Annotated in this window: 24 protein-coding genes; 13 read left to right on the top strand and 11 right to left on the bottom strand. The window is 59.1% G+C overall.

The window, feature by feature from the left end; all coding sequences use genetic code 11:
* Window positions 1–162 precede the first annotated feature (162 nt).
* The 9 genes from msrQ to mrcB form a co-directional block, all read right to left on the bottom strand.
* Window positions 163–783, bottom strand: coding sequence for a protein-methionine-sulfoxide reductase heme-binding subunit MsrQ (gene msrQ, locus ASE98_RS21895; protein WP_060543391.1), 621 nt, complete (start codon window positions 781–783; stop codon window positions 163–165).
* Window positions 783–1,796, bottom strand: coding sequence for a protein-methionine-sulfoxide reductase catalytic subunit MsrP (gene msrP, locus ASE98_RS21890; protein ID WP_060543390.1), 1,014 nt, complete (start codon window positions 1,794–1,796; stop codon window positions 783–785). The genes msrQ and msrP overlap by 1 nt, the downstream gene beginning before the upstream one ends.
* 58 nt (window positions 1,797–1,854) lie before the next feature.
* Window positions 1,855–2,709 carry a CDP-diacylglycerol--serine O-phosphatidyltransferase gene (pssA, locus tag ASE98_RS21885; protein ID WP_060543389.1) on the bottom strand — a complete coding sequence of 285 codons (855 nt, stop codon included), beginning with the start codon at window positions 2,707–2,709 and terminating at the stop codon, window positions 1,855–1,857.
* A 144-nt stretch (window positions 2,710–2,853) separates the two neighbouring features.
* Window positions 2,854–3,870: a ketol-acid reductoisomerase gene (ilvC, locus tag ASE98_RS21880; protein ID WP_007909969.1), complete on the bottom strand. Its 1,017-nt coding sequence runs from the start codon at window positions 3,868–3,870 to the stop codon at window positions 2,854–2,856.
* A gap of 45 nt (window positions 3,871–3,915) precedes the next feature.
* Complete coding sequence (gene ilvN, locus ASE98_RS21875; protein ID WP_060543388.1) at window positions 3,916–4,407, bottom strand: acetolactate synthase small subunit; 492 nt, start codon at window positions 4,405–4,407, stop codon at window positions 3,916–3,918.
* Between the two features lie 2 nt (window positions 4,408–4,409).
* Window positions 4,410–6,134 (bottom strand): acetolactate synthase 3 large subunit, encoded by a 1,725-nt coding sequence (locus ASE98_RS21870; RefSeq protein WP_060543405.1) that lies wholly within the window; start codon window positions 6,132–6,134, stop codon window positions 4,410–4,412.
* Between the two features lie 487 nt (window positions 6,135–6,621).
* Window positions 6,622–6,957, bottom strand: coding sequence for a YqcC family protein (locus ASE98_RS21865; RefSeq protein ID WP_060543387.1), 336 nt, complete (start codon window positions 6,955–6,957; stop codon window positions 6,622–6,624).
* On the bottom strand, window positions 6,957–7,706 hold the full coding sequence (locus ASE98_RS21860; RefSeq protein WP_060543386.1) for a tetratricopeptide repeat protein: 750 nt from the start codon (window positions 7,704–7,706) through the stop codon (window positions 6,957–6,959). Before ASE98_RS21860 ends, ASE98_RS21865 begins: the two co-directional genes overlap by 1 nt.
* A gap of 16 nt (window positions 7,707–7,722) precedes the next feature.
* A complete protein-coding gene (gene mrcB, locus ASE98_RS21855; RefSeq protein WP_060543385.1) occupies window positions 7,723–10,047 on the bottom strand; it encodes a penicillin-binding protein 1B in 2,325 nt (774 codons plus the stop codon).
* Between the two features lie 116 nt (window positions 10,048–10,163).
* On the opposite strand from mrcB, the gene ASE98_RS21850 reads away from it, so the two are divergent.
* The 4 genes from ASE98_RS21850 to ASE98_RS21835 all read left to right on the top strand — a co-directional run bounded on the left by ASE98_RS21850 (window position 10,164) and on the right by ASE98_RS21835 (window position 13,310).
* The gene (locus ASE98_RS21850) at window positions 10,164–11,720 is read left to right on the top strand and encodes a bifunctional aminoglycoside phosphotransferase/ATP-binding protein (protein WP_060543384.1); all 1,557 of its coding nucleotides are present in this window, start codon (window positions 10,164–10,166) and stop codon (window positions 11,718–11,720) included.
* Window positions 11,721–11,809: 89 nt separating this feature from the next.
* A complete protein-coding gene (locus ASE98_RS21845; protein WP_060543383.1) occupies window positions 11,810–12,154 on the top strand; it encodes a pentapeptide repeat-containing protein in 345 nt (114 codons plus the stop codon).
* A gap of 244 nt (window positions 12,155–12,398) precedes the next feature.
* Window positions 12,399–12,671 carry a TfoX/Sxy family protein gene (locus ASE98_RS21840; RefSeq protein WP_007971093.1) on the top strand — a complete coding sequence of 91 codons (273 nt, stop codon included), beginning with the start codon at window positions 12,399–12,401 and terminating at the stop codon, window positions 12,669–12,671.
* 321 nt (window positions 12,672–12,992) lie between these two features.
* Window positions 12,993–13,310 carry a Rieske (2Fe-2S) protein gene (locus ASE98_RS21835; protein WP_060543382.1) on the top strand — a complete coding sequence of 106 codons (318 nt, stop codon included), beginning with the start codon at window positions 12,993–12,995 and terminating at the stop codon, window positions 13,308–13,310.
* Here ASE98_RS21835 and sfsA read toward each other — a convergent pair.
* On the bottom strand, window positions 13,307–14,020 hold the full coding sequence (gene sfsA / locus ASE98_RS21830; RefSeq protein WP_060543381.1) for a DNA/RNA nuclease SfsA: 714 nt from the start codon (window positions 14,018–14,020) through the stop codon (window positions 13,307–13,309). The two genes, ASE98_RS21835 and sfsA, sit on opposite strands and share 4 nt — an antisense overlap.
* The gene (locus tag ASE98_RS21825; protein ID WP_060543380.1) at window positions 14,020–15,192 is read right to left on the bottom strand and encodes a pyridoxal phosphate-dependent aminotransferase; all 1,173 of its coding nucleotides are present in this window, start codon (window positions 15,190–15,192) and stop codon (window positions 14,020–14,022) included. The genes sfsA and ASE98_RS21825 overlap by 1 nt, the downstream gene beginning before the upstream one ends.
* Window positions 15,193–15,522: 330 nt before the next feature.
* Between ASE98_RS21825 and dksA the strand changes: the two genes are divergently transcribed.
* The 9 genes from dksA to panC all read left to right on the top strand — a co-directional run bounded on the left by dksA (window position 15,523) and on the right by panC (window position 26,509).
* Window positions 15,523–15,966 (top strand): RNA polymerase-binding protein DksA, encoded by a 444-nt coding sequence (dksA, locus tag ASE98_RS21820; protein ID WP_060543379.1) that lies wholly within the window; start codon window positions 15,523–15,525, stop codon window positions 15,964–15,966.
* A 207-nt stretch (window positions 15,967–16,173) separates the two neighbouring features.
* Entirely contained in the window at window positions 16,174–17,058 is an 885-nt protein-coding gene (gene gluQRS, locus ASE98_RS21815) for a tRNA glutamyl-Q(34) synthetase GluQRS (RefSeq protein WP_177336995.1), read from the top strand.
* A 77-nt stretch (window positions 17,059–17,135) separates the two neighbouring features.
* A complete protein-coding gene (locus tag ASE98_RS26720) occupies window positions 17,136–17,312 on the top strand; it encodes a hypothetical protein (protein ID WP_003176118.1) in 177 nt (58 codons plus the stop codon).
* Window positions 17,296–20,250, top strand: a complete 2,955-nt coding sequence (locus ASE98_RS21805; RefSeq protein WP_162237410.1) for a sensor histidine kinase — start codon at window positions 17,296–17,298, stop codon at window positions 20,248–20,250. The genes ASE98_RS26720 and ASE98_RS21805 overlap by 17 nt, the downstream gene beginning before the upstream one ends.
* 22 nt (window positions 20,251–20,272) lie before the next feature.
* On the top strand, window positions 20,273–21,712 hold the full coding sequence (locus tag ASE98_RS21800) for a sigma-54-dependent transcriptional regulator (RefSeq protein ID WP_060543376.1): 1,440 nt from the start codon (window positions 20,273–20,275) through the stop codon (window positions 21,710–21,712).
* Between the two features lie 812 nt (window positions 21,713–22,524).
* Window positions 22,525–23,925, top strand: coding sequence for a polynucleotide adenylyltransferase PcnB (locus ASE98_RS21795; protein WP_060543375.1), 1,401 nt, complete (start codon window positions 22,525–22,527; stop codon window positions 23,923–23,925).
* 3 nt (window positions 23,926–23,928) lie between these two features.
* Window positions 23,929–24,414, top strand: coding sequence for a 2-amino-4-hydroxy-6-hydroxymethyldihydropteridine diphosphokinase (folK, locus tag ASE98_RS21790; RefSeq protein ID WP_060543374.1), 486 nt, complete (start codon window positions 23,929–23,931; stop codon window positions 24,412–24,414).
* Between the two features lie 437 nt (window positions 24,415–24,851).
* Window positions 24,852–25,652: a 3-methyl-2-oxobutanoate hydroxymethyltransferase gene (panB, locus tag ASE98_RS21785; protein ID WP_060543373.1), complete on the top strand. Its 801-nt coding sequence runs from the start codon at window positions 24,852–24,854 to the stop codon at window positions 25,650–25,652.
* Window positions 25,649–26,509: a pantoate--beta-alanine ligase gene (gene panC / locus ASE98_RS21780; protein ID WP_060543372.1), complete on the top strand. Its 861-nt coding sequence runs from the start codon at window positions 25,649–25,651 to the stop codon at window positions 26,507–26,509. Before panB ends, panC begins: the two co-directional genes overlap by 4 nt.
* Window positions 26,510–26,785 lie beyond the last annotated feature (276 nt).

Below are 26,785 nucleotides of genomic sequence, written 5' to 3'. Positions count from 1 at the left end.
TGCTGTCAACACCTCTTTTTCAACTCCCTTTCGGCTTCGATGAACTGAAGCAACTTGCTGTCGAAAACTGCGTAACTCATTGTTTACCAAGGAGTTTTCTGTTTCGACTGCGCCGGAAGTGGGGCGAATTATAGGCTTCCAGAATCTGCCGTCAACCACTAATTACGCTTTTTTGGCAGAAGTGCCCTTTTTGCTCATCAGGCGTGGAATTCGCCTGGTCACAGGCGGTATTCGCAATGCGATCAGCAACGCGCCTATAACTGCATAAATCGCCCATTCCTTCAGATCAGCCCGCACAATCCAGAGCATATGCAGCAACCCCAGGCCCAGAACCACATAAACCAGGCGATGCAGCTTCTTCCAGCGAGACCCCAAGCGGCGCTGACTGTATCGATTGGACGTCACCGCCAACGCCAACAAACAGAGAAACCCCAGGACTCCGACAATAATGTAAGGACGCTTGCGCAATTCGACACCCAACTGCGACCAGTCAAAACCGAGGATAAACGCCATATAGGCGCTCAAGTGCAGGACCACATAGGCAAAACACCATAACCCCAGCTGTCGGCGGACAGCGATCCACCCTACCCAACCGGTGAGCTTCTGCAGGGGTGTCATGCTCAATGTAATGAGAAGAAGGACAAGCGTTCCCAAGCCCAACCGGTCAACCAATACCTTGCCTGGATCCGGCCCCAGCGAATCGCCCCATGCCTGATACAACCAAAGCAGCGGCCAGACCAGTGCAGCAACGAATACCCCCATACGCCAGAGCGGATATCGCATCAGTAGTTCGCCCGCAGATCGAGCCCTGTATATAGAGAAGCGACCTCATCGGCATAGCCATTGAACATCTGCGTGTCTCGCACATTCGGCTTGAACAGGCCACTGGGCAGGCGTCGTTCACGGGCCTGGGTCCAGCGGGGGTGGTCAACCGCAGGGTTCACGTTCGCATAAAAGCCGTACTCATCCGCAGCGATACTTTGCCAGGTGGTTTTCGGCTGCTCGCTCACCAGGCTGATCCGCACAATAGACTTGATACTCTTGAAGCCGTACTTCCATGGCACCACCAAACGCAGCGGCGCACCGTTCTGATTAGGCAACTCCCGCCCGTACATCCCCACCGCCAGAATCGCCAGCGGATTCATCGCCTCATCCAGGCGCAGCCCTTCTACGTAAGGCCAGTCGATCAGGGCAAACCCGGACCGCTGCCCCGGCATGCTCTTGGGGTCCTGCAGGGTTTCGAAACGAATGAACCGGGCTTTTGAGGTTGGCTCGACTTCCTTGAGCAACGCCGAGATGGGGAAACCTATCCATGGAATAACCATCGACCAGGCCTCCACGCAGCGCAGACGATAAATCCGCTCCTCCAACTGATAGGGTTTCATGAAGTCTTCAAGTGCATAGCGCCCAGGCTTGCCAACCTCCCCATCCACTACCACTGTCCATGGCTGCGTCTTCAGCGCTCCGGCGTTCGCCGCCGGGTCACCTTTGTCGGCGCCGAACTCATAGAAGTTGTTGTAGTGGGTAGCATCCTTGAATGGCGTGATCGCCTCGTCCTTGACGTTGACCGCCCCCCACCTGGTTGCTGGAAGTTTTTCGGTGAACCAGGAAGGCGCGTTACCAGGTTCGACGTCTGCATAACGGACTGCTTCATCTGCACCGGCCCAGCACGGCAAACCGCTTGCTGCCAGACCGGCAACGGCTGCACCTAATAGATGGCGACGAGAAAGATAGAAGGATTCAGGCGTGACGTCCGACTCATGGCAGTCGGACGCTTTGGGGACTTTGATCAGCATGGCTACTCCGCAGTTTTGGAGAACAGATGCACCAATAGACTGCGGAGTATGAGGGAAATTACAGGTTTTTGTGCCGGCGCAGACGTAACAGGTATTGAACCGGACCTGAGGCAGCGTAGGCGAGAAACACCAGCAACAGGATGCGTGGCGGATCGCTGAACACCACCGCGAATACCAGCACCACGGCAAGTATGGCCACGAACGGCACGCGACCTTTCAGATCCAGCTCCTTGAAGCTGTTGTACTTGATGTTGCTGACCATCAGCATGCCGGCCGCAGCTACCATCAGCGCCACCAGGAAGGACATTTTAGAGCCCTGGATGCCGTAATCACTGAACGCCCAGACAATGCCCGCCACCACACCGGCAGCTGCCGGGCTGGCAAGGCCGATGAAGTAGCGCTTGTCCGCAGTACCGACCTGAGTGTTGAAGCGCGCCAGACGCAATGCCGCGCCAGCCACATAAATGAAGGCGACCATCCAGCCGACCTTGCCCATGTCGCCCAGGGCCCAACCGAACGCCAGCAATGCCGGCGCCACACCAAAGGCAACCATGTCCGACAGCGAGTCGTACTCGGCACCGAAGGCACTCTGGGTATTGGTCATGCGCGCAACGCGACCATCGAGGCCGTCGAGCACCATTGCCACGAAAATAGCGATGGCGGCGAATGCAAAATACTTGCTCGCATTGACCGAGTCACCGGCGCTCAGGGCTGCCTGTGCACTCATCGAGTTGATGATGGAGTAAAACCCTGCGAACAGGTTCGCAGTGGTAAACAGATTCGGCAGAAGATAGATACCACGATGCCGGACTTTACGACCTTCAGCGTCGTGCCCTTCCTCGATATGCTCATCGACGGGCAGGAGGCTTTCGGCGTCAGAAGCCTGGTTTGGCTCTTCGGGACGTTCGCTCATGGACATTACCTTGCAACGGGGTGGAAAGTTTGGACTGGTGTCTGGGGACGACGGTTCGACCGCAAACGATGCAGCTTTATACCAGAAGCGCCCCGCAAACGAAAAAACGCGGCCTTAGCCGCGTTCTTCGTACAAGGGCGTGACTTAGTTTTTGGCTTTGTCGACGATCTTGTTGGCACCGATCCACGGCATCATGGAGCGCAGTTGCTCGCCGATGACTTCGATACCGTGAGCGGCGTTGTTACGACGCTTGGCGGTCATCGAAGGATAGCCGGTGGCGCCTTCGCTGATGAACATCTTGGCGTACTCGCCGTCCTGAATACGTTTCAGGGCGTTGCGCATGGCCTGACGGGATTCGGCGTTGATCACTTCCGGGCCGGTCACGTACTCGCCGTATTCGGCGTTGTTGGAGATCGAGTAGTTCATGTTGGCGATACCGCCTTCGTACATGAGGTCAACGATCAACTTCAGTTCGTGCAGGCATTCGAAGTAGGCCATTTCTGGCGCGTAGCCAGCTTCAACCAGGGTTTCGAAACCGGCTTTGACCAGTTCAACGGTACCGCCGCACAGAACGGCTTGCTCGCCGAACAGGTCGGTTTCGGTCTCGTCCTTGAAGGTGGTTTCGATGATACCGGTACGACCACCGCCAACGCCGGCGGCGTAGGACAGTGCAACGTTTTTGGCGTTGCCCGAGGCGTCCTGGTAGATAGCGATCAGGTCAGGGATACCGCCGCCCTTCACGAATTCGGAACGTACGGTGTGGCCTGGAGCTTTCGGCGCGATCATGATCACGTCGAGGTCAGCGCGCGGCACAACCTGGTTGTAGTGAATCGCGAAACCGTGGGAGAAGGCCAGGGTAGCGCCCTTCTTGATGTTTGGCTCGATTTCGTTCTTGTACAGGGAAGACTGGAACTCGTCCGGGGTCAGGATCATGACCAGGTCGGCAGCCGCTACAGCGGAAGCAACGTCAGTCACTTTCAGGCCATGGGCTTCAGCCTTGGCAACGGTGGCCGAGCCTTTACGCAGGCCAACAGTCACGTCAACGCCGGAGTCTTTCAGGTTGCACGCTTGAGCGTGACCTTGGGAACCGTAGCCGATGATGGCAACTTTCTTGCCCTGGATGATCGACAGGTCGCAGTCTTTATCGTAGAAAACTTTCATGAATTTCCCCTATATCAGGCCGTTCAGGCCATTCGCTAATTTGGTTTAGATGCTGAGTACTTTGTCGCCGCGAGCAATCCCGGTCACGCCACTACGGACGGTTTCCAGTATCGAGGCAGTGCCGATGGACTGAAGGAAGCTGTCGAGCTTGTCGCTGGTACCGGTCAGTTGAACGGTATACACGCTGGCGCTGACATCGACGATCTGTCCACGATAAATATCGGTGGTGCGCTTGATCTCGGCGCGCTGGGCGCCGGTGGCCTTGACCTTGACCAGCATCAGCTCGCGCTCGATGTGAGCACTCTCCGACAGGTCGACCAGTTTTACCACTTCGATCAGTTTGTTCAGGTTCTTGGTGATCTGCTCGATCACTTCATCGTGGCCGACAGTGGTCAGCGTCAGACGCGACAGGGTCGGGTCTTCGGTAGGGGCCACGGTCAGGCTTTCGATGTTGTAGTTGCGCTGCGAGAACAGACCAACCACACGGGACAGAGCACCGGGTTCGTTTTCCAGAAGCAAGGAAATAATGTGCCGCATGATTAGGTACGCTCCGTCTTGCTCAGCCACATATCGCGCATGGAGCCGTCTTTGATCTGCATCGGATAGACGTGCTCGCTGGTGTCGACCGAAATATCGATCACGACCAGGCGATCCTTCATGGCGAACGCCTCTTCCATCTTCGACTTCAAGTCCTTGGACTCGGTGATGCGTACGCCGACGTGGCCGTAGGCCTCTGCCAGCTTGACGAAGTCAGGCAACGATTCCATGTAGGAATGCGAGTGACGGCTGCCGTAGCTCATATCCTGCCACTGGCGAACCATACCCAGCACACCGTTGTTGAGGATGACGATTTTTACCGGCAAACCGTATTGCAGACAGGTCGACAGCTCCTGGATGTTCATCTGGATGCTGCCTTCGCCCGTAACACAGGCGACGTCGGCCTCCGGAAAGCTCAACGCAATACCCATGGCCGCCGGCAAACCGAAGCCCATGGTGCCCAGGCCACCGGAGTTGATCCACCGGTTCGGTTTGTTGAAACGGTAGTACTGCGCCGCGAACATCTGGTGCTGGCCCACATCGGAAGTTACAAAGGCGTCGCCCTTGGTCACTTCGCACAGGGTTTCGATGACCGTTTGTGGCTTGATCTTGCTGCCGTCGCCCTTGTCATAAGGGAACAGGCCACGATCACCGCGCCACTCGTCGACCTGCTTCCACCAGCTGGCAACGGACTCCTTGTTCGGGGTCTCGCCGATTTCCTTGAGGATCGCGACCATCTCGGTCAGGACGCTCTCAACCGGACCAACGATAGGCACATCGGCCTTGATGGTCTTGGAGATCGAAGCCGGGTCGATGTCGATGTGGATGATCTTGGCGTTCGGACAGAACTTGGCCGGACCGTTGATCACGCGATCGTCGAAGCGCGCGCCGACTGCAAGGATCACATCGGCATGGTGCATCGCCAGGTTGGCGGTGTAGCTGCCGTGCATGCCGAGCATGCCGATGAACTGACGGTCGGTGCCAGGGTAGGCACCCAACCCCATCAGGGTATTGGTCACTGGCAGGTTAAGCATTTTCGCCAGTTCGGTCAGTGGTGCGGAACCACCGCCGAGGATCACGCCGCCGCCCGCGTACAACACAGGACGCTTGGCCGCCAGGAGCATTTCTGCCGCCTTGCGGATCTGGCCGGAGTGACCGCGTACAGCCGGGCTGTAGGAGCGCAGCTTGGCTTTTTTCGGGAAGATGTATTCGAACTTCTCGGCCGGGTTGGTCATGTCTTTCGGGATATCGACAACGACCGGGCCCGGACGACCGGATTGCGCCAGGTAGAAAGCCTTCTTCATGACTTCAGGGATTTCCGACGCGTGCTTGATCATGAAGCTGTGCTTCACGATCGGCCGGGAAATACCGATCATGTCGGTTTCCTGGAATGCATCGGTGCCGACCATGGTGCTTGGCACCTGACCGGAGATGACCACCATTGGAATCGAGTCCATATAGGCAGTGGCGATACCGGTAATGGCGTTTGTGGCACCTGGACCGGATGTCACCAATACCACGCCGGCTTTACCGGTGGCACGGGCATAGCCGTCAGCCATATGGGTAGCCGCTTGCTCGTGACGAACCAGGATGTGGGTCACTTCCGGTTCTTTGAACAGGGCATCGTAAACATGAAGAAGAGCACCACCCGGGTACCCGTAGATATATTTGACGCCTTCGTCGCGCAAAAAGCGGACGAGCATCTCACCGCCAGATAAAAGCTCCACGTTGCTCACCTCTAAAACGCCAGAATACCGCCCACGAAAAATGGAACGGGTCTTAATAGGTTTACTTCCCAGCAGAGCATGAGCGACGGTGGTCGCCGACTACGTCAGCACTGACTGAGCAAGTATTGGGATCGTCCCAAGTGTTGCGGGCCTTTCCCACCCAGCGCGAGGTAACGCGTTGCGGGTGTAACAGGTCGGCGCGGGTGTGCGCCTCATGATCTGCCGAGTGGGCCTGCTTCTGGCAGTCCCTCTACAGCGGACTTTGGATTCTTCTGTTTCGTCCCCTGCAAGTCAAGTCGTCTATGTGCTTTATTCTGCTAAACATATGAGAACGCAAGAAAAAACCCGTAAAGCCCAGCGGTCTTAGCTTCAATTGCGCAAGTTTTGGCAGAAAATTGGCACGCGAACGCACTTCTGCATCACAGACTTGGCGGTCGCTACCTGACCGCCAACCCACAACCCTAGGGACTATCTGACTTTTACGGTTTCAGCGGGCGGCGCTGATCAATTGATCGAACTCTTTGAGCAACACCTGAAGTTGGCGATCCCTGCCCTGCACATTGCGCGAAGCAAAGACCATTTCCGCCATTTCCTGAATGCCCGAAGCGTTGGGCAGCGGCAAGTCCTGTTCGAGGATCGCCTTCATGCGCGGCAGGAAGATCCATTGCAGCCACTGCTCGAACTCCAGGGTGTCGACCGAGAACGGCTCGACACTCGATAGCGCTTCGGCCGATGGTGGGACTTCATCCCACCAGCCTTGCACCCGCAGTTCACGCTCGATCAACAGCAGTTGGTCGGCTATCCGGGGAAAGCGCGCATCCATCACAGTGAAACCTTGGCTTTCTGCCGAGCCTGTGCAGCGCCCGCAGAGTCACCCTGTTTTTCCCGTGCCTGGGCGATCAGATCCCACAGGCTGGCCTGGAGTGCCGGCCGACCGTTGGCCAGGGTCAGGCCGCGCTGGGCAAACTGCTCTGCCTGCGCCGCATCGCCCTGGGCCATCCGCACCTGCGCAAGCTTGTACAGAACCTGTGGCTCGCGAGGTGCAACACGCTGGGCGCGCTCGAGGCTGGAGGAGGCACCGTTGAGGTCACCGCTGGCCTGTTGCTGCTGCGCCGTGGTCAACAGCGCCAACACCGGGCCATCCAGTTGCTCGTCCGCAGACAGGCCGCCGGAACTGGCCGACGGAATCCCGCTTGGCGTCGACGGCATGCTGTAACTGCCCTGGTTGATCGGTGCCGACTGCCCCGAAGTCGTATCAATCGGCCCTGGCGTGATCGGGCCGGAACTGACCGGCCCCGGGGTAATCGGGGTCGTGCTGATCGGGGTCGAGGTCATGGCGCCCGCTCCCGGAACCATTACGACGACTCCGCTATCACCCTGCGGAATTTCTTGAACCTGAGCTTGCGCAGGCCGCTTGACCGTCGTTTGCCGGAAGCCGCCGTTCGCCGAAATCCGCTCGCTGTTGGAAACGGCAGTGCCGGCGTCCACAACCGGAATCGAGCCACGTTGTACGGTGGAGCAACCGCTGAGCAAAGCTACGGCGGCAACCGCTGGAATCAACCACTTGTTCACTTGAAACCCTCTTTGCTTAATTCATCCAGCCTTTGACCCAATCCATCACCGATTCGCCCGATGCCGGGCCTTCGCCAGCGCAAGCGGCACCGGGAGGCGGTTCGCTGCCGCGAATATACGGCATCTGCACAGCACCTGGGCAGCCGGCGTCAGAACCCTGCCCGGTACGCGAATCGACCCAAGCCTGGACGATGTTATCCGGTTGCGGCATGTCCAGCGGCAGCGGATCGGCCTTGCGCATGAAACTGGCCCAGACCTGCAACGCACCGGTCGCACCGGTGAATGGCGTCTTGCCGTTGTCATCACGACCCAGCCAGACCACCGCCAGCAAATCCTGGCTGAAGCCCGCAAACCAGCTGTCCCGCGAATCATTACTGGTGCCGGTCTTGCCCGCCAGGGTCAAGGTTTTCGGTAACACGTTGTAAACCGAGCTGCCGGTACCCTCACGCATGACACGCTGCATGGCGCTCTGGATCAGGTAGATGGACGCTGGATCAAAACGCTGCTGAATCTGGAACGGATAACGCTTGAGCGGCTCGCCTTCTGCCGTCAGTACGCTGCGAATCCCGCGCATCGGTGTGTTGAAGCCACCGTTGGCAAGCGTCTGGTACATGGTCGCGACTTCGATCGGGGTCATGCCACCGGCGCCGAGCAACATCGACGGGAATGCCGGGAACTCACGGCTCACACCCAGACGCGCCAGGGTCTTGAGAACATTCGGAACGCCCACCGCCAGACCCAGACGCGCGGTCGACAGATTGTAGGAATGCGCCAGCCCTTGATAAAGGAAGACTGTGCCGTGAGAGCGGCGATCGTAGTTCTGCGGTTTCCAGACCTGACCGTCCGCCCCTTTGACCGAGAAGGATTCGTCCGACAACCAACTGGTCAAGGTGTACTGGCTGGGCTTCTCGAGTGCGGTCAGGTATACCGCCGGCTTGATCAGCGAGCCGATGGGGCGTACCGCGTCCAGCGCGCGGTTGAACCCGGCAAAGCTGGCCTGACGACTGCCGATCATGGCCTGAACTTCACCGGTTTCCGGATTGGTCACGACCATCGCCGCTTCGACGTCTTCAGAGCCCTTGCGCCCCGCCAGGCGTTTAAAGGTGTCGTTGACCGAAGCTTCGGCCTTCATCTGCAGGATCGGGTCGAAGCTGGTGAAGATGCGCAGGCCTTCTTCGGTCAAGTCTTCGTCGCGATAGTCTTCGCGCAGCTGACGCTTGACCAGATCGAGGAAGCCCGGGAATGAGCTGTCGGCAAGACTGCCGCGCTTGGTCACGCCCAGCGGCATCTTCTTCGCCGCCTCGACTTGCTCAGCCGTAGCCACGCCCTGCTCCTGCAACACATCGAGCACCAGGTTGCGCCGCTCGAGGGCACGCTCCGGATAGCGCCGCGGGTTATAGGAAGATGGCCCCTTGACCATCCCCACCAGCAGAGCCACTTGATGCAGCTTGAGTTCAGCCAACGGCTGACTGAAGAAGAACTGGCTGGCCAGGCCGAAACCGTGCACCGCACGCTGACCGTCCTGACCGACGAACACTTCATTGAGGTACGCCTCAAGGATTTCGCGTTTGTCGTAATGCAACTCAAGCAGCAGCGCCATCATGGCTTCGGTGAGCTTTCGGCTCAGGCTGCGCTCATTGGTCAGGTAGAAGTTTTTCACCAGCTGCTGAGTCAGGGTACTGCCGCCCTGGCGCATACGGCCCGACGAGCCATTGACCCAGATCGCCCGTGCAATCGACTTCGGCGAAACACCAAAATGATGATAGAAATCCCGATCCTCGACAGCCACCAGGGTTTCGAGCAAATACGGTGGCACCTGATCGATCTTGATCAGAATCCGGTCTTCGAGGTTTTTCGGATACAGACCGCCGATCAGCAGCGGCTCCAGGCGCACAACCGACAGTTTCGAGCCGTTGGTCGCCGACAGTTCGGCGACGTAGTCACCGGAGAACCGCACCCGCACCGGCTGCGCTTGCTCCATGCCTTCATAGAACTGGAAGCCGCGGGTATTAAGGTCGACGGTATTGCCATTGACTGCAGCGGCGCCCGGGCCGTTGGCCACACTTTCACGGCGATAGCCCAAGGCATCCAGCTCGGTCAGGAAATCGTCCTTGCTCAGTTTCTGCCCGACGAACAGTTCCAGCGGGCGCGCATACACCTTGGCCGGAATGGTCCAGCGCTTGCCGGAGAACTTCTCCTGGACGATCGCGTCGAGGTACACGGCGAATCCGGCCAGCACGACAAGGCCGACCAGACTGAGTTTAATGGCCCAGCCTAACCAGGGGCTCAGGCCTCTGGAGGGTGGTTTTTTGGGGGTGCGGGGAGTTCGAGTACGAGTCATGGCGGCGGATTATACGCACTTTATGGCTAGTCAACAGGAGCGCTCCGAGGTTTGCGTCGAGCGGACTTGCGGCCATAATGGCGACCTCGAATTTCCCAGACTCTGAAGGATCGCCCGTGAGCCAGTCCCTGATCGCTGCCCTGCAAAACCCTGCCCTCTACCCGCACCCTGTAGATGGGTTCCAGGTCATCGAGACCCATATTTCCTGGGTCCTGCTCACCGGCCCATTTGCCTATAAAGTGAAGAAGCCGGTCAACTTCGGCTTCCTCGACTTCACCAGCCTCCAGGCTCGGGAAAAATTCTGCGGTGAAGAGCTGCGCCTGAACCAGCGCCTGACCGACGATTTGTATCTGGAAGTTATGCCGGTCACCGGCAGTGCCGAAGCGCCGCAACTGGGCGGTGACGGCCCGGTTATCGAATATGTGCTGAAAATGCGCCAGTTCCCGCAGACCGGATTGCTCAGCACCCTGCAAGCCAATGGCGAATTGACCCCTGCGCACATCGACGAGATGGCCGAGCAGATCGCCCGCTTCCACCTCAGCGCCCCGAAAGTTCCGGCCGAGCACGAGGCCGGCACCCCGGACAGCGTGATGGCACCGGTGCGCCAGAACTTCGAACAGATTCGCCCGTTCCTCAGTGACAAGGCCGATTTGCTGCAACTCGATGCCCTGCAGGCCTGGGCCGAGAGCAGCTTCGAACGCCTCAAGCCACTGTTCGCCCAGCGTAAGGCCGATGGTTTCATCCGCGAGTGCCACGGCGACATCCACCTCGGCAACGCGACCGTGATCGACGGCAAGGTTGTGATCTTCGACTGCATCGAATTCAACGAACCGTTCCGCTTTACCGACGTCTATGCCGACACCGGCTTCCTGGCAATGGACCTGGAAGACCGCGGCCTGAAATGCCTGGCACGGCGCTTCATCAGCCAGTACCTGGAGCTGACCGGCGACTACCAGGGCCTCGAACTGCTGAATTTCTACAAGGCTTACCGCGCGCTGGTCCGCGCCAAGGTCGCGCTGTTCAGCATGCCGGCGGACGCCACCGCCGTGCAGCGCGCAACCACCCTGCGTCAGTACCGCAACTACGCCAACCTGGCGGAAAGCTACAGCACCATACCTTCGCGCTTCATGGCCATTACCCACGGTGTTTCCGCCGTCGGCAAAAGCCACGTGGCCATGCGCCTAGTGGAAGCCTTGGGCGCCATTCGCCTGCGCTCCGATGTCGAGCGTAAACGCATGTTTGGCGAACAAACCGTAGCCAACGATCTGCAGGCCGGCATCTATAGTGCCGACGCCAGTGTCGCCACCTATACCCGCCTGCATGAAATTGCCGATGTCATTCTGCGGGCAGGTTTCCCGGTGGTGATCGACGCTACCTATCTCAAGCAGGATCAACGCGTGCTCGCGGCGAAAGTTGCCGAAGCCACAGGCGCGCCGTTCCTGATCCTCGACTGCAACGCACCGCAGGCAGTCATCGAAAGCTGGCTGGCCTTGCGCCAGTCCGATAAAAAAGACCCTTCGGATGCCACCCTGGCGGTTATCGCTGCCCAACAAGCCAGCCGCGAAGCACTGACGCCAGCAGAAATCCTCTGCAGCAAACGCGTTCAGACCAATGAAAGCGGGACTCTGGATACCGTTGTCGCGCAAATCCGTCAACGCCTTCCAGGCTTGTAAAACTATTTCGGTCGTGAAGCCCTCGCTGGCTTCACGGCCGCCAAATAGTGGCACTATACTGGCGTCATAAAACCATCAGGTGATGCGACATGAGCCAGCCCAAACTTCTCGACACCCCGCTTTATGCGCTGCTGCACAAAGACGACATCAGCGGCTTCAATAGCGAGCGCCCGCTCAATGAGTCTATCGATATGGTGGGAGGGGACTTCCGTGGGCTGGATCTGCGGGAATTGAATGCCGATGGCGTAGACTTTTCGGACGCCTACTTCCGCTCTGCCGACTTGCGTGGCATCGACTTTCGCAAAGCCAGACTGGAAGGTGCCAGCCTGGCCCATGCGCAAATTTCCGGAACCTACTTTCCGCCGGAACTGAGTGCCGACGAGATCCTGATGTCGATGAATTTCGGCACACGACTGCGTTACCGCACACGCTGAAACAGTCCGCAAACTGGACAGTCCGGCGCCTTTTCTGCGCGCCGGACCATGAGTTTTCTTCTCTCACGAACGCCGTTTCCAGGCGCTGGTTCCGGCCACGTTCGCGCCTCATCGAGCTCTCTCCAAAATTCCCTCCTTAGAAGCGTTTGCGTCGAAAACGACCAAACGATAACGCTTTTCCTACTGATGGCTACACTCCTCAATACTGCCCTCGCGCACTATTCGGCCATCGCAAGGAGGCTCGATGAATGATGAACTGCAACACCTGAAGAATCTTGGCAAGACGTCGGCGCAATGGCTGCATGCCGTGGGCATCCATAGCGCCTCGGACTTGCGTCGCCTGGGAGCGGTGGACGCTTACCGGGCCGTGCGCACGCGCGGTTTTCGCGCGTCAAAGGTGTTGCTGTATGCAATTGAAGGCGCCCTCATGGACGTACACTGGAACGATATTCCTGCCGAACGCAAGGAAGCCCTGAACAAGCAGCTCGAGGCCATTTCGTCACGCCACAAGAATTGAGCCAACTCCAAGGCAATGATTACGACATTCGAGACGTCGAAAACGACCAAATGGAAGAAACAGAAAAACAGCGGTTGACATGGTAATGAGAATCGATATGATTATCAAAACTGGTCGCGAGACTGGTCGATTTTCTGAATTGCCCTTGGTTCGGACTCTCAGATTATCTCCTCATCAGGCTAATCACGGTTATTTGACCCGGCTCTTGCCGGGTCTTTTTTTGCCTGTGGAAAATGTGGATTGCCCCAGGATAAAGGCCATTTGATAATCTCAGGTTTTCCACCGCCACTACCGGACAGGCTGGCGGGACAGAGGATAGACATGAAGTTGCTTTGTGCAGGTGCCGAGCTGGCTGACGACAGCAGTCGCGGTTTCGAAGTCGAAGGACAGAAACTGTTTGCAGTGCGCCGGGAAGGACAGGTTTATGTCTACGTCAACCGCTGCCCCCACCGTGGCGTTGCGCTGGAATGGCATCCGGACCGGTTTCTCGACGACAGCCAGAGCCTGATCCAGTGCGCCACCCATGGCGCCCTGTTCCTGATCGAGGACGGCGAATGTATCGCCGGCCCCTGTGCCGGGCAATCCCTGGCCAGCGTCCCCTGCCGCGAAGACGAACAGGGGATCTGGGTCAGCCTCTAGCCACCCAGCAACACGTCAAGACGCCGTTCTACCACCATTTCTTCGTGGCTCAAGCGCACACCGTAAGCCAACACTTCGACTCCGCAAGCCACTGCCTCACGCAACGCCTGCGCGTAGGCCGCATCGATTTCTTGCGCAGGGCGCACGGCATCGACTCCGGTCAGGCATACGCAATACAGCTGAACTGCACGAATACCGTCTCGGGCCAGGTGTGCCAACTCGCGCAGATGCTTGGCCCCGCGCTGAGTCACCGCATCAGGAAAGGCCGCCACCGCCGTGCCATCAAAACCCAGGGTGACGCTTTTGACTTCGACATAGGCCGGGCCACCAGGATAGTCGAGTCGAAAATCGATGCGGCTGCTTTCCTGACCGTATGCCACTTCACGCTTGAGCCCGGTAAAACCATTGAGTTCGGTGATGACACCGGCCCGCAGAGCTTCTTCGATCAAGCCGTTGGCGCGCGTGGTGTTCACACAAAACAGCCGCCCCTGAGGGGTTTCACCGATCTCCCAAGTGCCCGGCAACTTGCGTTTAGGATCGTTGGAGCGACTGAACCAGACCTGGCCGCCTTCGACCTGACAATTGAGCATCGAGCCGGTGTTCGGACAGTGAATGGTCAGCAACTCGCCGCTAACGGTCTCAATATCGGCGAGAAAACGCTTGTAACGACGAATTAGTCGGCCTTCTTCGAGTGCAGGATGAAAACGCATCAGCCTTGCCAGCTCCGCAAACCGCGAGCGATGCGCTCCACCGCTTCCTGCAAACGCTCAAGGTTCTGCGTGTAGGCGAAACGCACATGATGGCCGGCCTGATAGCGGCCGAAATCCAGCCCCGGAGTGAACGCCACGTGCTCCGTTTCGAGGAAATGTTTACAGAACGCGAAGGCATCACCGCCGAACTTGTTGATATCAGCGTACAAGTAGAACGCCCCTTCAGGCTCGACGGCAATGCGAAAACCCAGCTCACGCAAGGCTGGTAGCAGAAAATCCCGACGCCTTCCGAACTCGGCGCGACGCTCTTCGAGAATGCTGATAGTCCCGGGCTCGAAACAGGCCAGGGCCGCGTACTGGGCCATGCTTGGCGCACTGATGTACAGATTCTGCGCGAGCTTCTCCAGCTCACCGACGGCAGCATCGGGTGCAACCAGCCAGCCGAGACGCCAACCCGTCATGCCGAAATATTTCGAAAAACTATTAAGCACGAAAGCGCTGTCATCGACTTCCAGCACGCTGGCTGCATCGGTGCCGTAAGTCAGGCCGTGATAAATCTCATCAACCACCAGATGGCCGTGTCGCTGCTTGATTGCAGTAGACAGCCCCGCCAACTCGTCGCGGGTCAGGATGGTGCCGGTCGGGTTGGCAGGCGACGCGACCAATGCACCGACGCTGTCGTGATCCCAATGCCGCTCGACCAAACCAGGTGTCAGTTGGTAGCGCACCTCCGGCCCCACAGGAACTAGCTGCGCCGCACCTTCCACCAGGCGCAGGAAATGCCGGTTACAGGGGTAGCCCGGGTCTGCCAGCAGCCAGTGCTTGCCCGGATCCACCAGCAAGGCGCTGGCCAACAGGAGCGCGCCTGATCCGCCAGGCGTGATCAGGATGCGTCGTGGATCGATACTCAACCCGTAGCGCTGCTGATAGAAACCGGAAATGGCCTCTCGCAGCTCGGGAATGCCGCGGGCTGCGGTGTAACGAGTTTTCCCCGCCGTCAAAGCCGCCTGCCCCGCCTGAATGATCGGCTCGGCAGTGGTGAAATCCGGCTCGCCGATTTCCAGGTGGATCACATCGTGGCCGGCCGCCTGCAATTCGTTGGCCCGCGCCAGCAGAGCCATGACGTGGAAAGGTTCGATTGCGCGACTGCGGGCACTGTAGGACTGAGCCATTGGCCTTCCTTCAACGGGAAAAAGAACGATTCTACCCAAGCACAGGAACGAGCGAGAACTTAAAGCGGTCAGAGCCCTTATAACCGCGGGCGCAAACGACTCTGACGGGCGCCCCAGGTTTGACTAAAATCAATTATTGAGCAGGGCTCCAGAGCCAACAGACAACGCTTTGTCATCATTTGCAAGCACCTTGGGCCACGCGCTTGACATCAGGGAGTGGCGCGGTCCGATTTGATCTGGTAAGTTCGCCCGCTTGCAGCCGCAGGGCCGGCAGGTGTCGGTAGAGCAGTCCTGCGCAGATGGATTACAAGAGTAGAGGCGGTCCATTTCATGCCCACCCAAGCAAAGCAGCAGCATCAGCCGACAATCAGCGGCTTCGAACCCTACAAAGAAGTAGCGGGCGAGGAATACATGGGCAAGCCCATGCGCGCGCACTTCACCAAGGTCCTGAACAAGTGGAAGCAGGACTTGATGCAGGAAGTCGACCGTACCGTTGACCACATGAAGGACGAAGCGGCCAACTTCCCGGATCCGGCAGACCGTGCCAGCCAGGAAGAAGAGTTCGCCCTCGAACTGAGAGCCCGCGATCGTGAGCGCAAGTTGATCAAGAAGATCGACAAAACGCTGCAACTGATCGAAGACGAAGAGTATGGCTGGTGCGAATCCTGCGGCGTCGAGATCGGCGTCAAGCGTCTGGAAGCCCGCCCTACCGCCGACATGTGCGTCGACTGCAAGACCCTTGCGGAAATCAAGGAAAAACAAGTCGGCAAGTAATAGCGGCTTGAACCAGGAACGGAGCGTTTTGACGCTCCGTTTTTGTTTCTGACATTTGCTTCGGCAAGAAACCTGTGGGAGCGGGCTTGCTCGCGAATGAGGAGTATCAGTCGACATACATGTTGCTGACACACCCTCTTCGCGGGCAGCCCGCTCCACAGGTGGTTCGTGCCACCCCATACAAGTAACATCGCCCTCATGACTGCCATCGCCTCTCCCTACATCGGGCGTTTCGCCCCCACGCCCAGTGGCCATCTGCATTTCGGCTCGCTGGTCGCAGCGCTCGCCTCGTACCTGGATGCGCGCGCAGTGGGTGGCCGCTGGCTGATGCGCATGGAGGACCTCGATCCACCCCGTGAAGAGCCTGGCGCCCAGGCTGCGATCCTCAAGGCGCTGGAAAGCTATGGGTTCGAATGGGATGGCGAGCTGGTTCGGCAAAGCGAGCGTCATGATGCCTACGCCGAAGTCCTCAATCGCCTGTTCAACCATGGCCTGGCCTACGCCTGCACCTGCTCGCGCAAACAACTGGAGCCGTATCACGGCATCTATCCAGGACTGTGCCGCAATGCCGGTCACGGTCCCGACGATGCGGCTATTCGCGTACGGGTGCCCGAACTCGAATATCACTTCATCGATCGGGTACAAGGCGAATACCGCCAGCATTTGGGTCGGGAAGTCGGCGATTTCGTGATTCGCCGGCGCGACGGGCTATATGCCTATCAATTGGCAGTGGTACTGGACGATGCCTGGCAAGGCATCACCGACATCGTACGGGGTGCCGATTTACTGGATTCCACGCCCCGTCAGCTTTATCTCCAGGAGTTGCTCGGCCTGCCGCCGCCGCGCTACCTGCATATCCCGCTGATTACCCAGCCGGACGGCAACAAACTCGGAAAATCCTACCGTTCTCCACCGCTAAACGAAGATCAGGCAACACCTTTGTTGCTGCGAGCGCTGCGCGCACTGGGGCAACATCCGGGAACCGAACTGGCTTACGCCACGCCACGGGAAGTGCTGAGTTGGGGGATTGCCCACTGGGATGCGCTGCTGATCCCGCGCACACTGAGCCTGCCGGAGGCACAGCTGCTGTGATCACACTTGCAGTCGTGCGCCCATCCGTTACCATCGCCGCTCGTTTTCGGGCACGCGCATAAAAAAGAGAGGCCGGGATGTACATCTATCGCTTGGTCCTGCTTTTGGTAGTGGGGATCTACCTGTTTTCCCCAGCCATCATGGATTGGTGGATCGACGCCACAGGCGCTTGGTATCGCCCCTATCTGCTCTGGCTGATTCTGATCGTCGTGACCTTCATCCTGCAGAGCCAAAAAGATGCCGATGAGCTTTAGCCTGACCCAGATGATCCTGATCAGCGCCGCGTACCTGGCGGTACTGTTCGGCGTGGCCTGGATCAGCGAACGGGGCATGATCCCCCGGGCGATCATTCGCCACCCGCTGACCTACACCCTGTCACTCGGGGTCTACGCCAGCGCATGGGCGTTTTACGGCACGGTCGGATTGGCCTATCAGTACGGCTACGGCTTTCTATCCAGCTATCTGGGCGTCTCCGGAGCCTTTCTGCTGGCGCCGGTGCTGCTCTATCCGATCCTGAAGATCACCCGCACTTATCAGTTGTCGTCCCTGGCGGATCTGTTTGCCTTCCGCTTCCGCAGCACCTGGGCCGGTGCCCTGACCACGATTTTCATGCTGGTCGGCGTGTTGCCACTGCTGGCCTTGCAGATCCAGGCGGTCGCCGACTCCATCGGCATCCTGACCCGCGAGCCGGTGCAGCATCGCGTGGCCCTGAGTTTCTGCGCACTGATCACACTGTTCACGATTTTCTTCGGTTCCCGACACATCGCCACCCGCGAAAAGCATGAAGGCCTGGTGTTCGCGATTGCCTTCGAATCGGTGATCAAGCTGATTGCCCTGGGCGGCGTCGGCCTGTATGCCTTGTACGGGGTATTCGACGGTCCGCAACAGCTTGAACTGTGGCTGCTGCATAACCAGACCGCCCTCGCCGCCCTGCATACCCCCTTGCAGGAAGGCCCATGGCGCACGCTGCTGCTGGTGTTCTTCGCCTCGGCGATCGTGATGCCGCACATGTATCACATGACCTTTACCGAAAACCTCAACCCGCGCTCGCTGGTCAGCGCGAGCTGGGGCTTGCCGCTGTTTCTGTTGCTGATGAGCCTGGCCGTGCCGCTGATTCTCTGGGCCGGACTGAAACTCGGAGCAACGACCAATCCCGAATATTTCACCTTGGGCATTGGCATTGCCGCCAACAGCAAGGCCTTGACGCTGCTGGCCTACATTGGTGGGCTGTCCGCCGCCAGCGGCCTCATCATCGTCACCACCCTGGCCCTGTCCGGCATGGCTCTCAACCACCTGGTGCTGCCGCTGTATCAACCACCGGCCGAAGGCAACATCTACCGCTGGCTGAAGTGGACTCGCCGAGCGCTGATTGTCGCAATCATCATGGCCGGCTATGGCTTCTATCTGCTGCTGGGCGCCGAGCAGGATCTGGCCAACCTCGGCATCGTTGCCTTCGTCGCCACACTGCAGTTCCTGCCGGGCGTGCTCTCGGTACTGTACTGGCCGACTGCCAACCGTCGCGGCTTCATCGCCGGGTTGCTGGCGGGGATCCTGGTGTGGATCGTGACCATGCTGCTGCCGCTGGTCGGCAACCTTCAGGGTTTCTATATTCCGCTGCTGAACATGATCTACGTCCTGGACGACACCAGTTGGCACATGGCAGCTATCGCATCGCTGGCTGCCAACGTACTGATGTTCACCCTGATCTCGCTCTTCACCAACGCCAGCACTGAAGAGGCCAGCGCCGCCGAAGCCTGTGCCGTGGACAACGTGCGCCGCCCGCAACGCCGCGAACTGCACGCCGCCTCACCTCAGGAGTTCGCCACGCAGTTGGCAAAACCATTGGGCGCCAAAGCGGCGCAGAAGGAAGTCGAACAGGCCCTGCGCGACCTCTACCTGCCCTTCGACGAGCGCCGCCCGTATGCCTTGCGCCGCCTGCGTGACCGCATCGAAGCCAACCTCTCCGGCCTGATGGGGCCGAGCGTGGCCCAGGACATGGTCGAGACCTTCTTGCCGTACAAGGCCGGCGGTGAAAACTATGTCACCGAAGACATCCACTTTATTGAAAGTCGCCTTGAGGACTATCACTCTCGCCTGACCGGCCTGGCCGCTGAACTCGACGCCTTGCGTCGCTATCACCGTCAAACACTGCAGGAGTTGCCAATGGGCGTTTGCTCGTTGGCCAAGGACCAGGAAATCCTCATGTGGAACAAGGCCATGGAGGAACTCACCGGGATTGCCGCACAGCGTGTGGTCGGCTCGCGCCTGAGCACCATTGCCGATCCGTGGAAAGAACTGCTGCAAGGTTTTATCAACCTGCCGGACGAGCACTTGCACAAACAGCACCTGGCCCTCGATGGCCAGACCCGCTGGCTCAACCTGCACAAAGCGGCGATCGATGAACCCCTGGCTCCGGGCAACAGTGGCCTGGTGCTGCTGGTGGAAGACCTCACCGAAACCCAGATGCTCGAAGACAAGCTGGTGCACTCCGAGCGCCTGGCCAGCATCGGCCGACTGGCGGCGGGTGTAGCCCATGAAATCGGCAACCCGATCACCGGTATCGCCTGCCTGGCGCAGAACCTGCGCGAAGAGCGCGAGGAAGACGGCGAGTTGAAGGAAATCAGCGGCCAGATCCTCGAGCAGACCAAACGTGTGTCGCGCATCGTCCAGTCGCTGATGAGCTTTGCCCATGCCGGCAGCCATCAGCACAGTGACGAGCCCGTCTGTCTGGCGGAAGTGGCCCAGGACGCCATTGGCCTGCTGGCCCTGAACCGACGCAATTTCGAAGTGCAGTTCTACAACCTGTGCGACCCCGACCACTGGGTTGAAGGCGACCCGCAGCGGTTGGCCCAGGTGTTGATCAACCTGCTCTCGAACGCTCGCGACGCCTCGCCTCCGGGCAGCGCGGTGCGCGTCAAGAGCGAAGCCGGCGAACACACGGTCGATCTGATCGTGGAGGACGAAGGCAGCGGTATTCCGTCGAGCATCATGGATAGATTGTTCGAACCTTTCTTCACCACCAAGGACCCTGGCGAAGGCACCGGTCTGGGCCTTGCACTGGTCTATTCCATCGTTGAAGAGCATTATGGACAAATCACCATCGACAGCCCGGCTGATGTACAGAGCCAACGCGGCACCCGTATCCGGGTGACATTGCCGCGTCATGTCGAAGCGACGTCCGCTGTGAACTGAGACCGTCGAGAGAATCGAATCAATGCCGCACATTTTGATCGTCGAAGACGAAACCATTATCCGCTCCGCCTTGCGCCGCCTGCTGGAACGCAACCAGTACCAGGTCAGCGAAGCCGGTTCCGTGCAGGAAGCACAAGAACGCTTCACCATTCCCTCGTTCGATCTGATCGTCAGCGACCTGCGCCTGCCCGGCGCCCCTGGCACCGAACTGATCAAACTCGCTCAAGGCACGCCGGTGCTGATCATGACCAGCTACGCCAGCCTGCGCTCGGCGGTAGACTCGATGAAGATGGGCGCGGTGGACTACATCGCCAAACCCTTCGACCACGACGAAATGCTCCAGGCCGCCGCGCGAATCCTGCGCGACCGGCAATCGGTGCAAGCCGGTGGCGAGCCGGCAACCGGCAAGGCCGCCAATGGCGCGGCGAAATCGGCTACCGACAACAGCAACGGTGAAATCGGCATTATCGGTTCCTGCCCACCGATGCAGGACCTGTACAGCAAGATCCGCAAAGTCGCGCCGACCGATTCCAATGTGCTGATCCAGGGCGAATCCGGCACCGGTAAAGAGCTGGTGGCGCGCGCCCTGCACAACCTGTCCAAACGCGCCAAGGCACCGATGATTTCGGTGAACTGCGCCGCCATTCCTGAAAGCCTGATCGAGTCCGAACTGTTCGGCCATGAAAAAGGCGCATTCACCGGCGCCAGCGCCGGACGCGCCGGCCTGGTCGAAGCGGCGGACGGCGGCACCTTGTTCCTCGACGAAATCGGCGAACTGCCCCTGGAAGCCCAGGCTCGCCTGCTGCGCGTATTGCAGGAAGGCGAAATTCGTCGGGTAGGCTCGGTGCAGTCGCAGAAAGTCGATGTGCGCCTGATCGCCGCGACTCACCGCGATCTCAAGAGCCTGGCGAAAATCGGTCAGTTCCGCGAAGACCTTTATTACCGTCTTCACGTCATTGCGTTGAAGCTGCCCGCGCTGCGCGAACGGGGTGCTGACGTCAATGAAATCGCCAACGCCTTCCTCGCGCGGCAAAGCGCACGGATCAACCGCACCGATCTGAAGTTCGCGGCGGATGCGGAACAAGCCATTCGCCACTACTCATGGCCGGGTAACGTTCGAGAACTGGAAAACGCCGTCGAGCGCGCCGTCATCCTGTGTGAGAGCCCGGAGATTTCCGCCGAGCTGCTGGGCATCGACATCGAGCTTGCAGATCTGGAAGACGACGAATTCATCGGTTTGCCGCCGCAGCAGGGGAACGGCAATACCGGCAACACCAACCACGAGCCGACCGAAGACCTGTCCCTGGAAGACTATTTCCAGCATTTCGTTCTCGAACATCAGGACCACATGACCGAGACCGAGCTGGCTCGCAAGCTCGGGGTCAGTCGCAAATGCCTGTGGGAACGCCGCCAGCGCCTTGGCATACCACGACGCAAGACCGGGGTTACCAGCGAGAGCTGAACCGTAGCTGTCTCATGTGCGGGTAACACATGAATTTGTGAAAAAACTGTTACCTGAGGTTTTCCACGTAACAGAAGCCGGGGCTTACGGTAACGAAGCCCCGGCTTTTTTTCGCCTGCAAGAACCTTCCCAAGCGGCCTAAACCCTTGTTTTACTGGGCCTTGCAAAAGTTGGCACGCACCCTGCTATATGTTTGGTACAAGAACAATAACAAGCAATGCACAAGACAATAAAAATAAGACGAATCGACTCACGCACAATAAAAACAAGACGGCGAGAGGCGCAGCTAACTGATTCTTTTGGAGAGGCGTTGTATTTGGGGCTAGCCCCACGACCAGGCCGAGAACAACAAAAAACTGTCATTAGACAGAGCCTGTACTGGTTGGATCGCAAGATCACTGCAACTCAGCGACCAAAGCAATCCGTTTGCTCTTGACTCCCGATTGGGAGGGTCATGAAGGAAGCTTCATGACGTGGGCACTCAACAAAAACAAGAAGCCCGAAACCAAAAATAAAAATAGAGCATGCAACTACTTCTTGGGGAGCTTCGGCTCCCCTTGTAGTTTCTGCGATTTGGCGGCTCGAATGACAAACCCTGTACCTGCAGGAACGAGCATGCTCGCGAAAAACCTACTGACGCCGTTGGCCACCTGACACCCCGCGTTATCGTTGACTACCCTCGCGAGCGTGCTCGCTCCTACAAGGTCAATTTGCGTCGTCCTACACCATCCCCCGACTAAATGCTAGAATCCCCGCCCATCATGCGGTCATTCTTCTGTTATGGCCGAATATTCCTTCAAACAGTGCATCCCATGCTGAAGAAGCTGTTCCAGTCATTCCGTTCCCCCAAGCGTCCTGTGCAACACATTCGCAGCACGCCTGAAGTGCTCAACAGCGGTCAACACTCGCTGCAAAAGGGCCAATTCAGCCGTTACGCGGTGAATATCGTTGAACGCCTGCAGGGCGCCGGTTATCAGGCTTACCTGGTTGGCGGCTGCGTGCGCGACATGCTGCTAGGTATTACACCGAAAGATTTCGACGTCGCCACCAGTGCTACCCCCGAGCAGGTACGGGCCGAATTCCGCAACGCGCGGATCATCGGTCGCCGCTTCAAGCTGGTGCACATCCACTTTGGTCGCGAAATCATCGAAGTCGCGACTTTCCGCGCCAATCACCCGCAAAATGAAGACGATGAAGACAGCAACCAGTCTTCGCGCAACGAAAGCGGGCGCATCTTGCGCGATAACGTCTATGGCACCCTGGAAGAAGACGCGCAACGTCGCGACTTCACCATCAACGCCTTGTATTACGATCCGGTCAGCGAGCGCATCCTCGATTACGCCAACGGCGTACACGACATCCGCAATCACCTGATCCGTTTGATCGGCGATCCGAAGCAGCGTTACCAGGAAGACCCGGTGCGGATGCTGCGAGCCGTGCGCTTCGCCGCCAAGCTCAATTTCGGCATCGAAAAACACAGCGCCCTGCCGATCCGCGATCTGGCACCGACCCTGCGTGACATTCCGTCAGCCCGTCTTTTCGAAGAAGTGCTCAAGCTGTTCCTGTCCGGCCATGCCGCTGACACCTTTGAGATGCTGGTCGACCTGCAATTGTTCGATCCACTGTTCCCGGCCAGCGCCGAAGCTCTGGAATACAACCCGACCTACACCCACACGCTGATCAGCGAAGCCTTGAGCAACACAGACCTGCGCATCAAGCAGAACAAACCGGTAACCCCGGCGTTCCTGTTCGCAGCGCTGCTCTGGCCCGCCCTGCCGGCACGCGTTCTGCGTTTGCAGGAACGTGGCATGCCGCCGATTCCAGCAATGCAGGAAGCAGCCCACGAACTGATCGCCGAGCAGTGCCAGCGCATTGCGATTCCCAAGCGTTTCACCATGCCCATTCGCGAGATTTGGGACATGCAGGAACGCCTGCCGCGACGCAGTGGCAAGCGCGCCGACCTGCTGCTGGACAACCCGCGCTTCCGCGCCGGCTACGACTTCCTGCTGCTGCGCGAAAGCGCGGGCGAGCAGACCGACGGCCTGGGCGAGTGGTGGACGGACTATCAGGACGCCAACGAAAGCGAACGTCGCGACATGATCCGCGACCTCAGCGGCAAGGATGACGGCACCGGCGCCCCGCGCAAACGTCGTCGCAGCAGCGGCTCCAAGCGCAAGCGCGCCGCCGGTGCTTCGAGCGCCACGGGCGAATAACCCATGGAACGCATATACATCGGTATGGGCAGCAATCTGGCTGAGCCTGCCGAACAGTTACGCAGCGCCATCGAGGCGCTGACGCAACTACCGCAATCGAAGCTGGCCGGGGTTTCCGCTTTTTATCAAAGTGACTCGCTGCTTCCCGGCCAACCGCGTTACACCAACGCGGTGGCCGCCCTGGACAGCACACTCGTTCCTCTGGCGTTGCTGGATGCCTTGCAGGCCATCGAGAACGGCCAGGGCCGTGAGCGGCTGGAACGCTGGGGGCCACGCACCCTGGACCTCGATATTTTGCTGTTCGGTGATAGGGTGATCGACGAACCGCGCCTCAAGGTTCCGCACTATCACATGCAGGAACGAGCATTCGTGCTTTATCCACTGGCCGAACTGGCGCCTGCGGATCTGCGCCTGGCTGATGGCCGCTGCCTCAACGAACTGCTCGCTGCGTGCCCGTTCGTCGGTCTGGAACGATTGCCCCAAACCTGACCAGAATCCCCTGCTGGAACGAATCCCTGTGGTAAGGGGCTTTTGTGGCGAGGGGGCTTGCCCCCGCTGGGTCGCGCAGCGGCCCCAAAAAAAATGGGCCTGCTGCGCAGTCCGACGGGGGCAAGCCCCCTCGCCACAAAAGTCACCTGACCACAAAAGCCCCCACCAAGCTCACCCCCACATTGCCATTGCTGCACGATGGTGCTGAATCGCATCAGTCCCCGCGGTAACACCCCACCCGTAACAACGCGGTAACACACGCAATTGACTTCCCACGTTCTCCTCACGACTATAGGCGTCCCGCTGCCGCCTACATGGCGTTTAAGGGCGCAATCCAGGCCTTAAAAGCACGAAACAAAACGTGCGCCTGTATTACACGAAGAATCACGCGCGTTACTCGCAGTAGTTTTCACAGCGCCTGAATGAGGAACTTTTTCATGCCAGCCATCACCCTGACCACCCTGCAAGGTCTGAAGCAAAAAGGTGAAAAAATCACCATGCTGACCTGCTATGACGCAACCTTCGCCCATGCCTGCAACCAGGCTGGCGTCGAAGTGCTGCTGGTGGGCGACTCCCTCGGCATGGTATTGCAGGGCCACGACAGCACCCTGCCCGTCACCACCGCGGACATGGCTTACCACGTGGCCGCCGTCAAGCGCGGTAACAGCGATGCGTTGATCCTCGCCGACCTGCCGTTCATGGCCTATGCGACCACTGAACAAGCCATGAACAACAGCGCGCTGTTGATGCAGGCCGGGGCGCACATGGTCAAGGTAGAAGGTGCATTGTGGCTGGCCGACTCGATCCGCCTGCTGGCCGAGCGCGGTATCCCGGTGTGCGCGCACATGGGCCTGACGCCGCAATCGGTCAACATTCTCGGCGGCTACAAGGTTCAGGGTCGCAATGAGAACCAGGCGCGGCAAATGCGTGCCGATGCCATTTCCCTGGAGCAGGCGGGTGCGGCGATGCTGCTGCTCGAATGCGTGCCGAGCGAGTTGGCCGAAGAGATCACCCAGGCGGTAAACATCCCGGTGATCGGTATCGGCGCTGGCCACCGCACCGACGGCCAGGTTTTGGTCCTGCACGACATGCTGGGCCTGTCCATTACCGGCCGGGTGCCAAAATTCGTGAAGAACTTCATGACCGGCCAAACCAGCATTGATGCGGCCTTGCGTGCCTACGTCACCGAAGTCAAAGCGGCGACCTTCCCTGGAATCGAACACGGATTCTCTGCATGAACACCGTAAAAACCGTACGCGAATTGCGGGCCGCAGTGGCCCGCGCCCGCAGTGAAGGCAAGCGCATCGCGTTGGTGCCGACCATGGGCAACCTGCACAGCGGCCATGTGGCGCTGGTGACCAAAGCCTCGCAACGGGCGGACTTCGTTGTGGCGAGCATTTTCGTCAACCCGCTGCAGTTCGGCGCGGGTGAAGACCTCGACAAATACCCGCGCACCCTCGCCGCCGACCAGGAAAAACTGCTCCAGGCCGGCTGCCATCTGTTGTTCGCGCCGAGCGTTGAAGAAGTCTATCCCGAAGGCATGACCGGCCAGACCCGCGTCAGTGTCCCGCAACTTTCCGAAGGCCTGTGCGGTGCAAGCCGTCCGGGGCACTTCGAAGGCGTGGCGACGGTGGTCAGCAAGCTATTCAACATGGTTCAACCAGACCTGGCGATTTTCGGCGAGAAGGACTTCCAGCAACTGGCGGTGATCCGTGCGCTGGTGCAGGACTTGAACATGCCGGTGCAGATCATCGGCGAGCCGACTGTGCGTGCCGCCGATGGCCTGGCACTTTCGTCACGCAACGGCTTCCTCAATGAAGAACAGCGAGCCGTGGCGCCAATCGTTTATCGCACACTGAGCAACATCAGCGATGCGATCAAGCAAGGCGAGCGCGACTATCCGACCCTGATCGATGCGCAAGTCAAACAGCTCGAAGCGGCTGGGTTGCGCCCGGACTACCTGGAAATTCGCCACGCACTGACCCTGCGCCCGGCGGTTGCACAAGATCGCGACCTGGTAATTCTGGTCGCGGCGTTCCTGGGCACGACACGGTTGATCGACAACCTGCATCTGAACCTGGATATGCCAGCCTGAATATCGCCCCCCCTCTGTGGGAGCGAACTTCTGTGGTGAAGGGGTTTCTTTGCTGAAGGGGCTTTTTGTGGCGAGGGGGCTTGCCCCCGTTGGGTCGCGCAGCGGCCCCAAAAAACAAGGGACTGCTGCGCGACCCAACGGGGGCAAGCCCCCTCGCCACAAAAGCCCACGCACCACAAAAGCGCCCCTTCAACACACAGTCTCCCACAGCGGTTTTGTGTGTTTGCCGATTTCGTATTGCCGATTTCAAACCCTTCGGGCACATTGCCCACCGTT

The sequence above is a fragment of the Pseudomonas sp. Leaf48 genome, assembly GCF_001421885.1.
Classification (GTDB): Bacteria; Pseudomonadota; Gammaproteobacteria; order Pseudomonadales; family Pseudomonadaceae; genus Aquipseudomonas.
Note: the sequence above shows the minus strand (reverse complement) of the source record. Positions and strands in the feature narration are given on the sequence as shown.

Excerpts from the sequence above, each read along its gene's own strand:
- msrQ (WP_060543391.1), bottom strand. The coding sequence starts at position 783 with ATGCGATATCCGCTCTGGCGTATGGGGGTATTCGTTGCTGCACTGGTC.
- msrP (WP_060543390.1), bottom strand. The coding sequence starts at position 1,796 with ATGCTGATCAAAGTCCCCAAAGCGTCCGACTGCCATGAGTCGGACGTC.
- pssA (WP_060543389.1), bottom strand. The coding sequence starts at position 2,709 with ATGAGCGAACGTCCCGAAGAGCCAAACCAGGCTTCTGACGCCGAAAGC.
- ilvC (WP_007909969.1), bottom strand. The coding sequence starts at position 3,870 with ATGAAAGTTTTCTACGATAAAGACTGCGACCTGTCGATCATCCAGGGC.
- ilvN (WP_060543388.1), bottom strand. The coding sequence starts at position 4,407 with ATGCGGCACATTATTTCCTTGCTTCTGGAAAACGAACCCGGTGCTCTG.
- ASE98_RS21865 (WP_060543387.1), bottom strand. The coding sequence starts at position 6,957 with ATGGATGCGCGCTTTCCCCGGATAGCCGACCAACTGCTGTTGATCGAG.
- mrcB (WP_060543385.1), bottom strand. The coding sequence starts at position 10,047 with ATGACTCGTACTCGAACTCCCCGCACCCCCAAAAAACCACCCTCCAGA.
- ASE98_RS21845 (WP_060543383.1), top strand. The coding sequence starts at position 11,810 with ATGAGCCAGCCCAAACTTCTCGACACCCCGCTTTATGCGCTGCTGCAC.
- ASE98_RS21840 (WP_007971093.1), top strand. The coding sequence starts at position 12,399 with ATGAATGATGAACTGCAACACCTGAAGAATCTTGGCAAGACGTCGGCG.
- ASE98_RS21835 (WP_060543382.1), top strand. The coding sequence starts at position 12,993 with ATGAAGTTGCTTTGTGCAGGTGCCGAGCTGGCTGACGACAGCAGTCGC.
- sfsA (WP_060543381.1), bottom strand. The coding sequence starts at position 14,020 with ATGCGTTTTCATCCTGCACTCGAAGAAGGCCGACTAATTCGTCGTTAC.
- ASE98_RS21825 (WP_060543380.1), bottom strand. The coding sequence starts at position 15,192 with ATGGCTCAGTCCTACAGTGCCCGCAGTCGCGCAATCGAACCTTTCCAC.
- dksA (WP_060543379.1), top strand. The coding sequence starts at position 15,523 with ATGCCCACCCAAGCAAAGCAGCAGCATCAGCCGACAATCAGCGGCTTC.
- ASE98_RS26720 (WP_003176118.1), top strand. The coding sequence starts at position 17,136 with ATGTACATCTATCGCTTGGTCCTGCTTTTGGTAGTGGGGATCTACCTG.
- ASE98_RS21805 (WP_162237410.1), top strand. The coding sequence starts at position 17,296 with ATGCCGATGAGCTTTAGCCTGACCCAGATGATCCTGATCAGCGCCGCG.
- ASE98_RS21800 (WP_060543376.1), top strand. The coding sequence starts at position 20,273 with ATGCCGCACATTTTGATCGTCGAAGACGAAACCATTATCCGCTCCGCC.
- ASE98_RS21795 (WP_060543375.1), top strand. The coding sequence starts at position 22,525 with ATGCTGAAGAAGCTGTTCCAGTCATTCCGTTCCCCCAAGCGTCCTGTG.
- folK (WP_060543374.1), top strand. The coding sequence starts at position 23,929 with ATGGAACGCATATACATCGGTATGGGCAGCAATCTGGCTGAGCCTGCC.
- panB (WP_060543373.1), top strand. The coding sequence starts at position 24,852 with ATGCCAGCCATCACCCTGACCACCCTGCAAGGTCTGAAGCAAAAAGGT.
- panC (WP_060543372.1), top strand. The coding sequence starts at position 25,649 with ATGAACACCGTAAAAACCGTACGCGAATTGCGGGCCGCAGTGGCCCGC.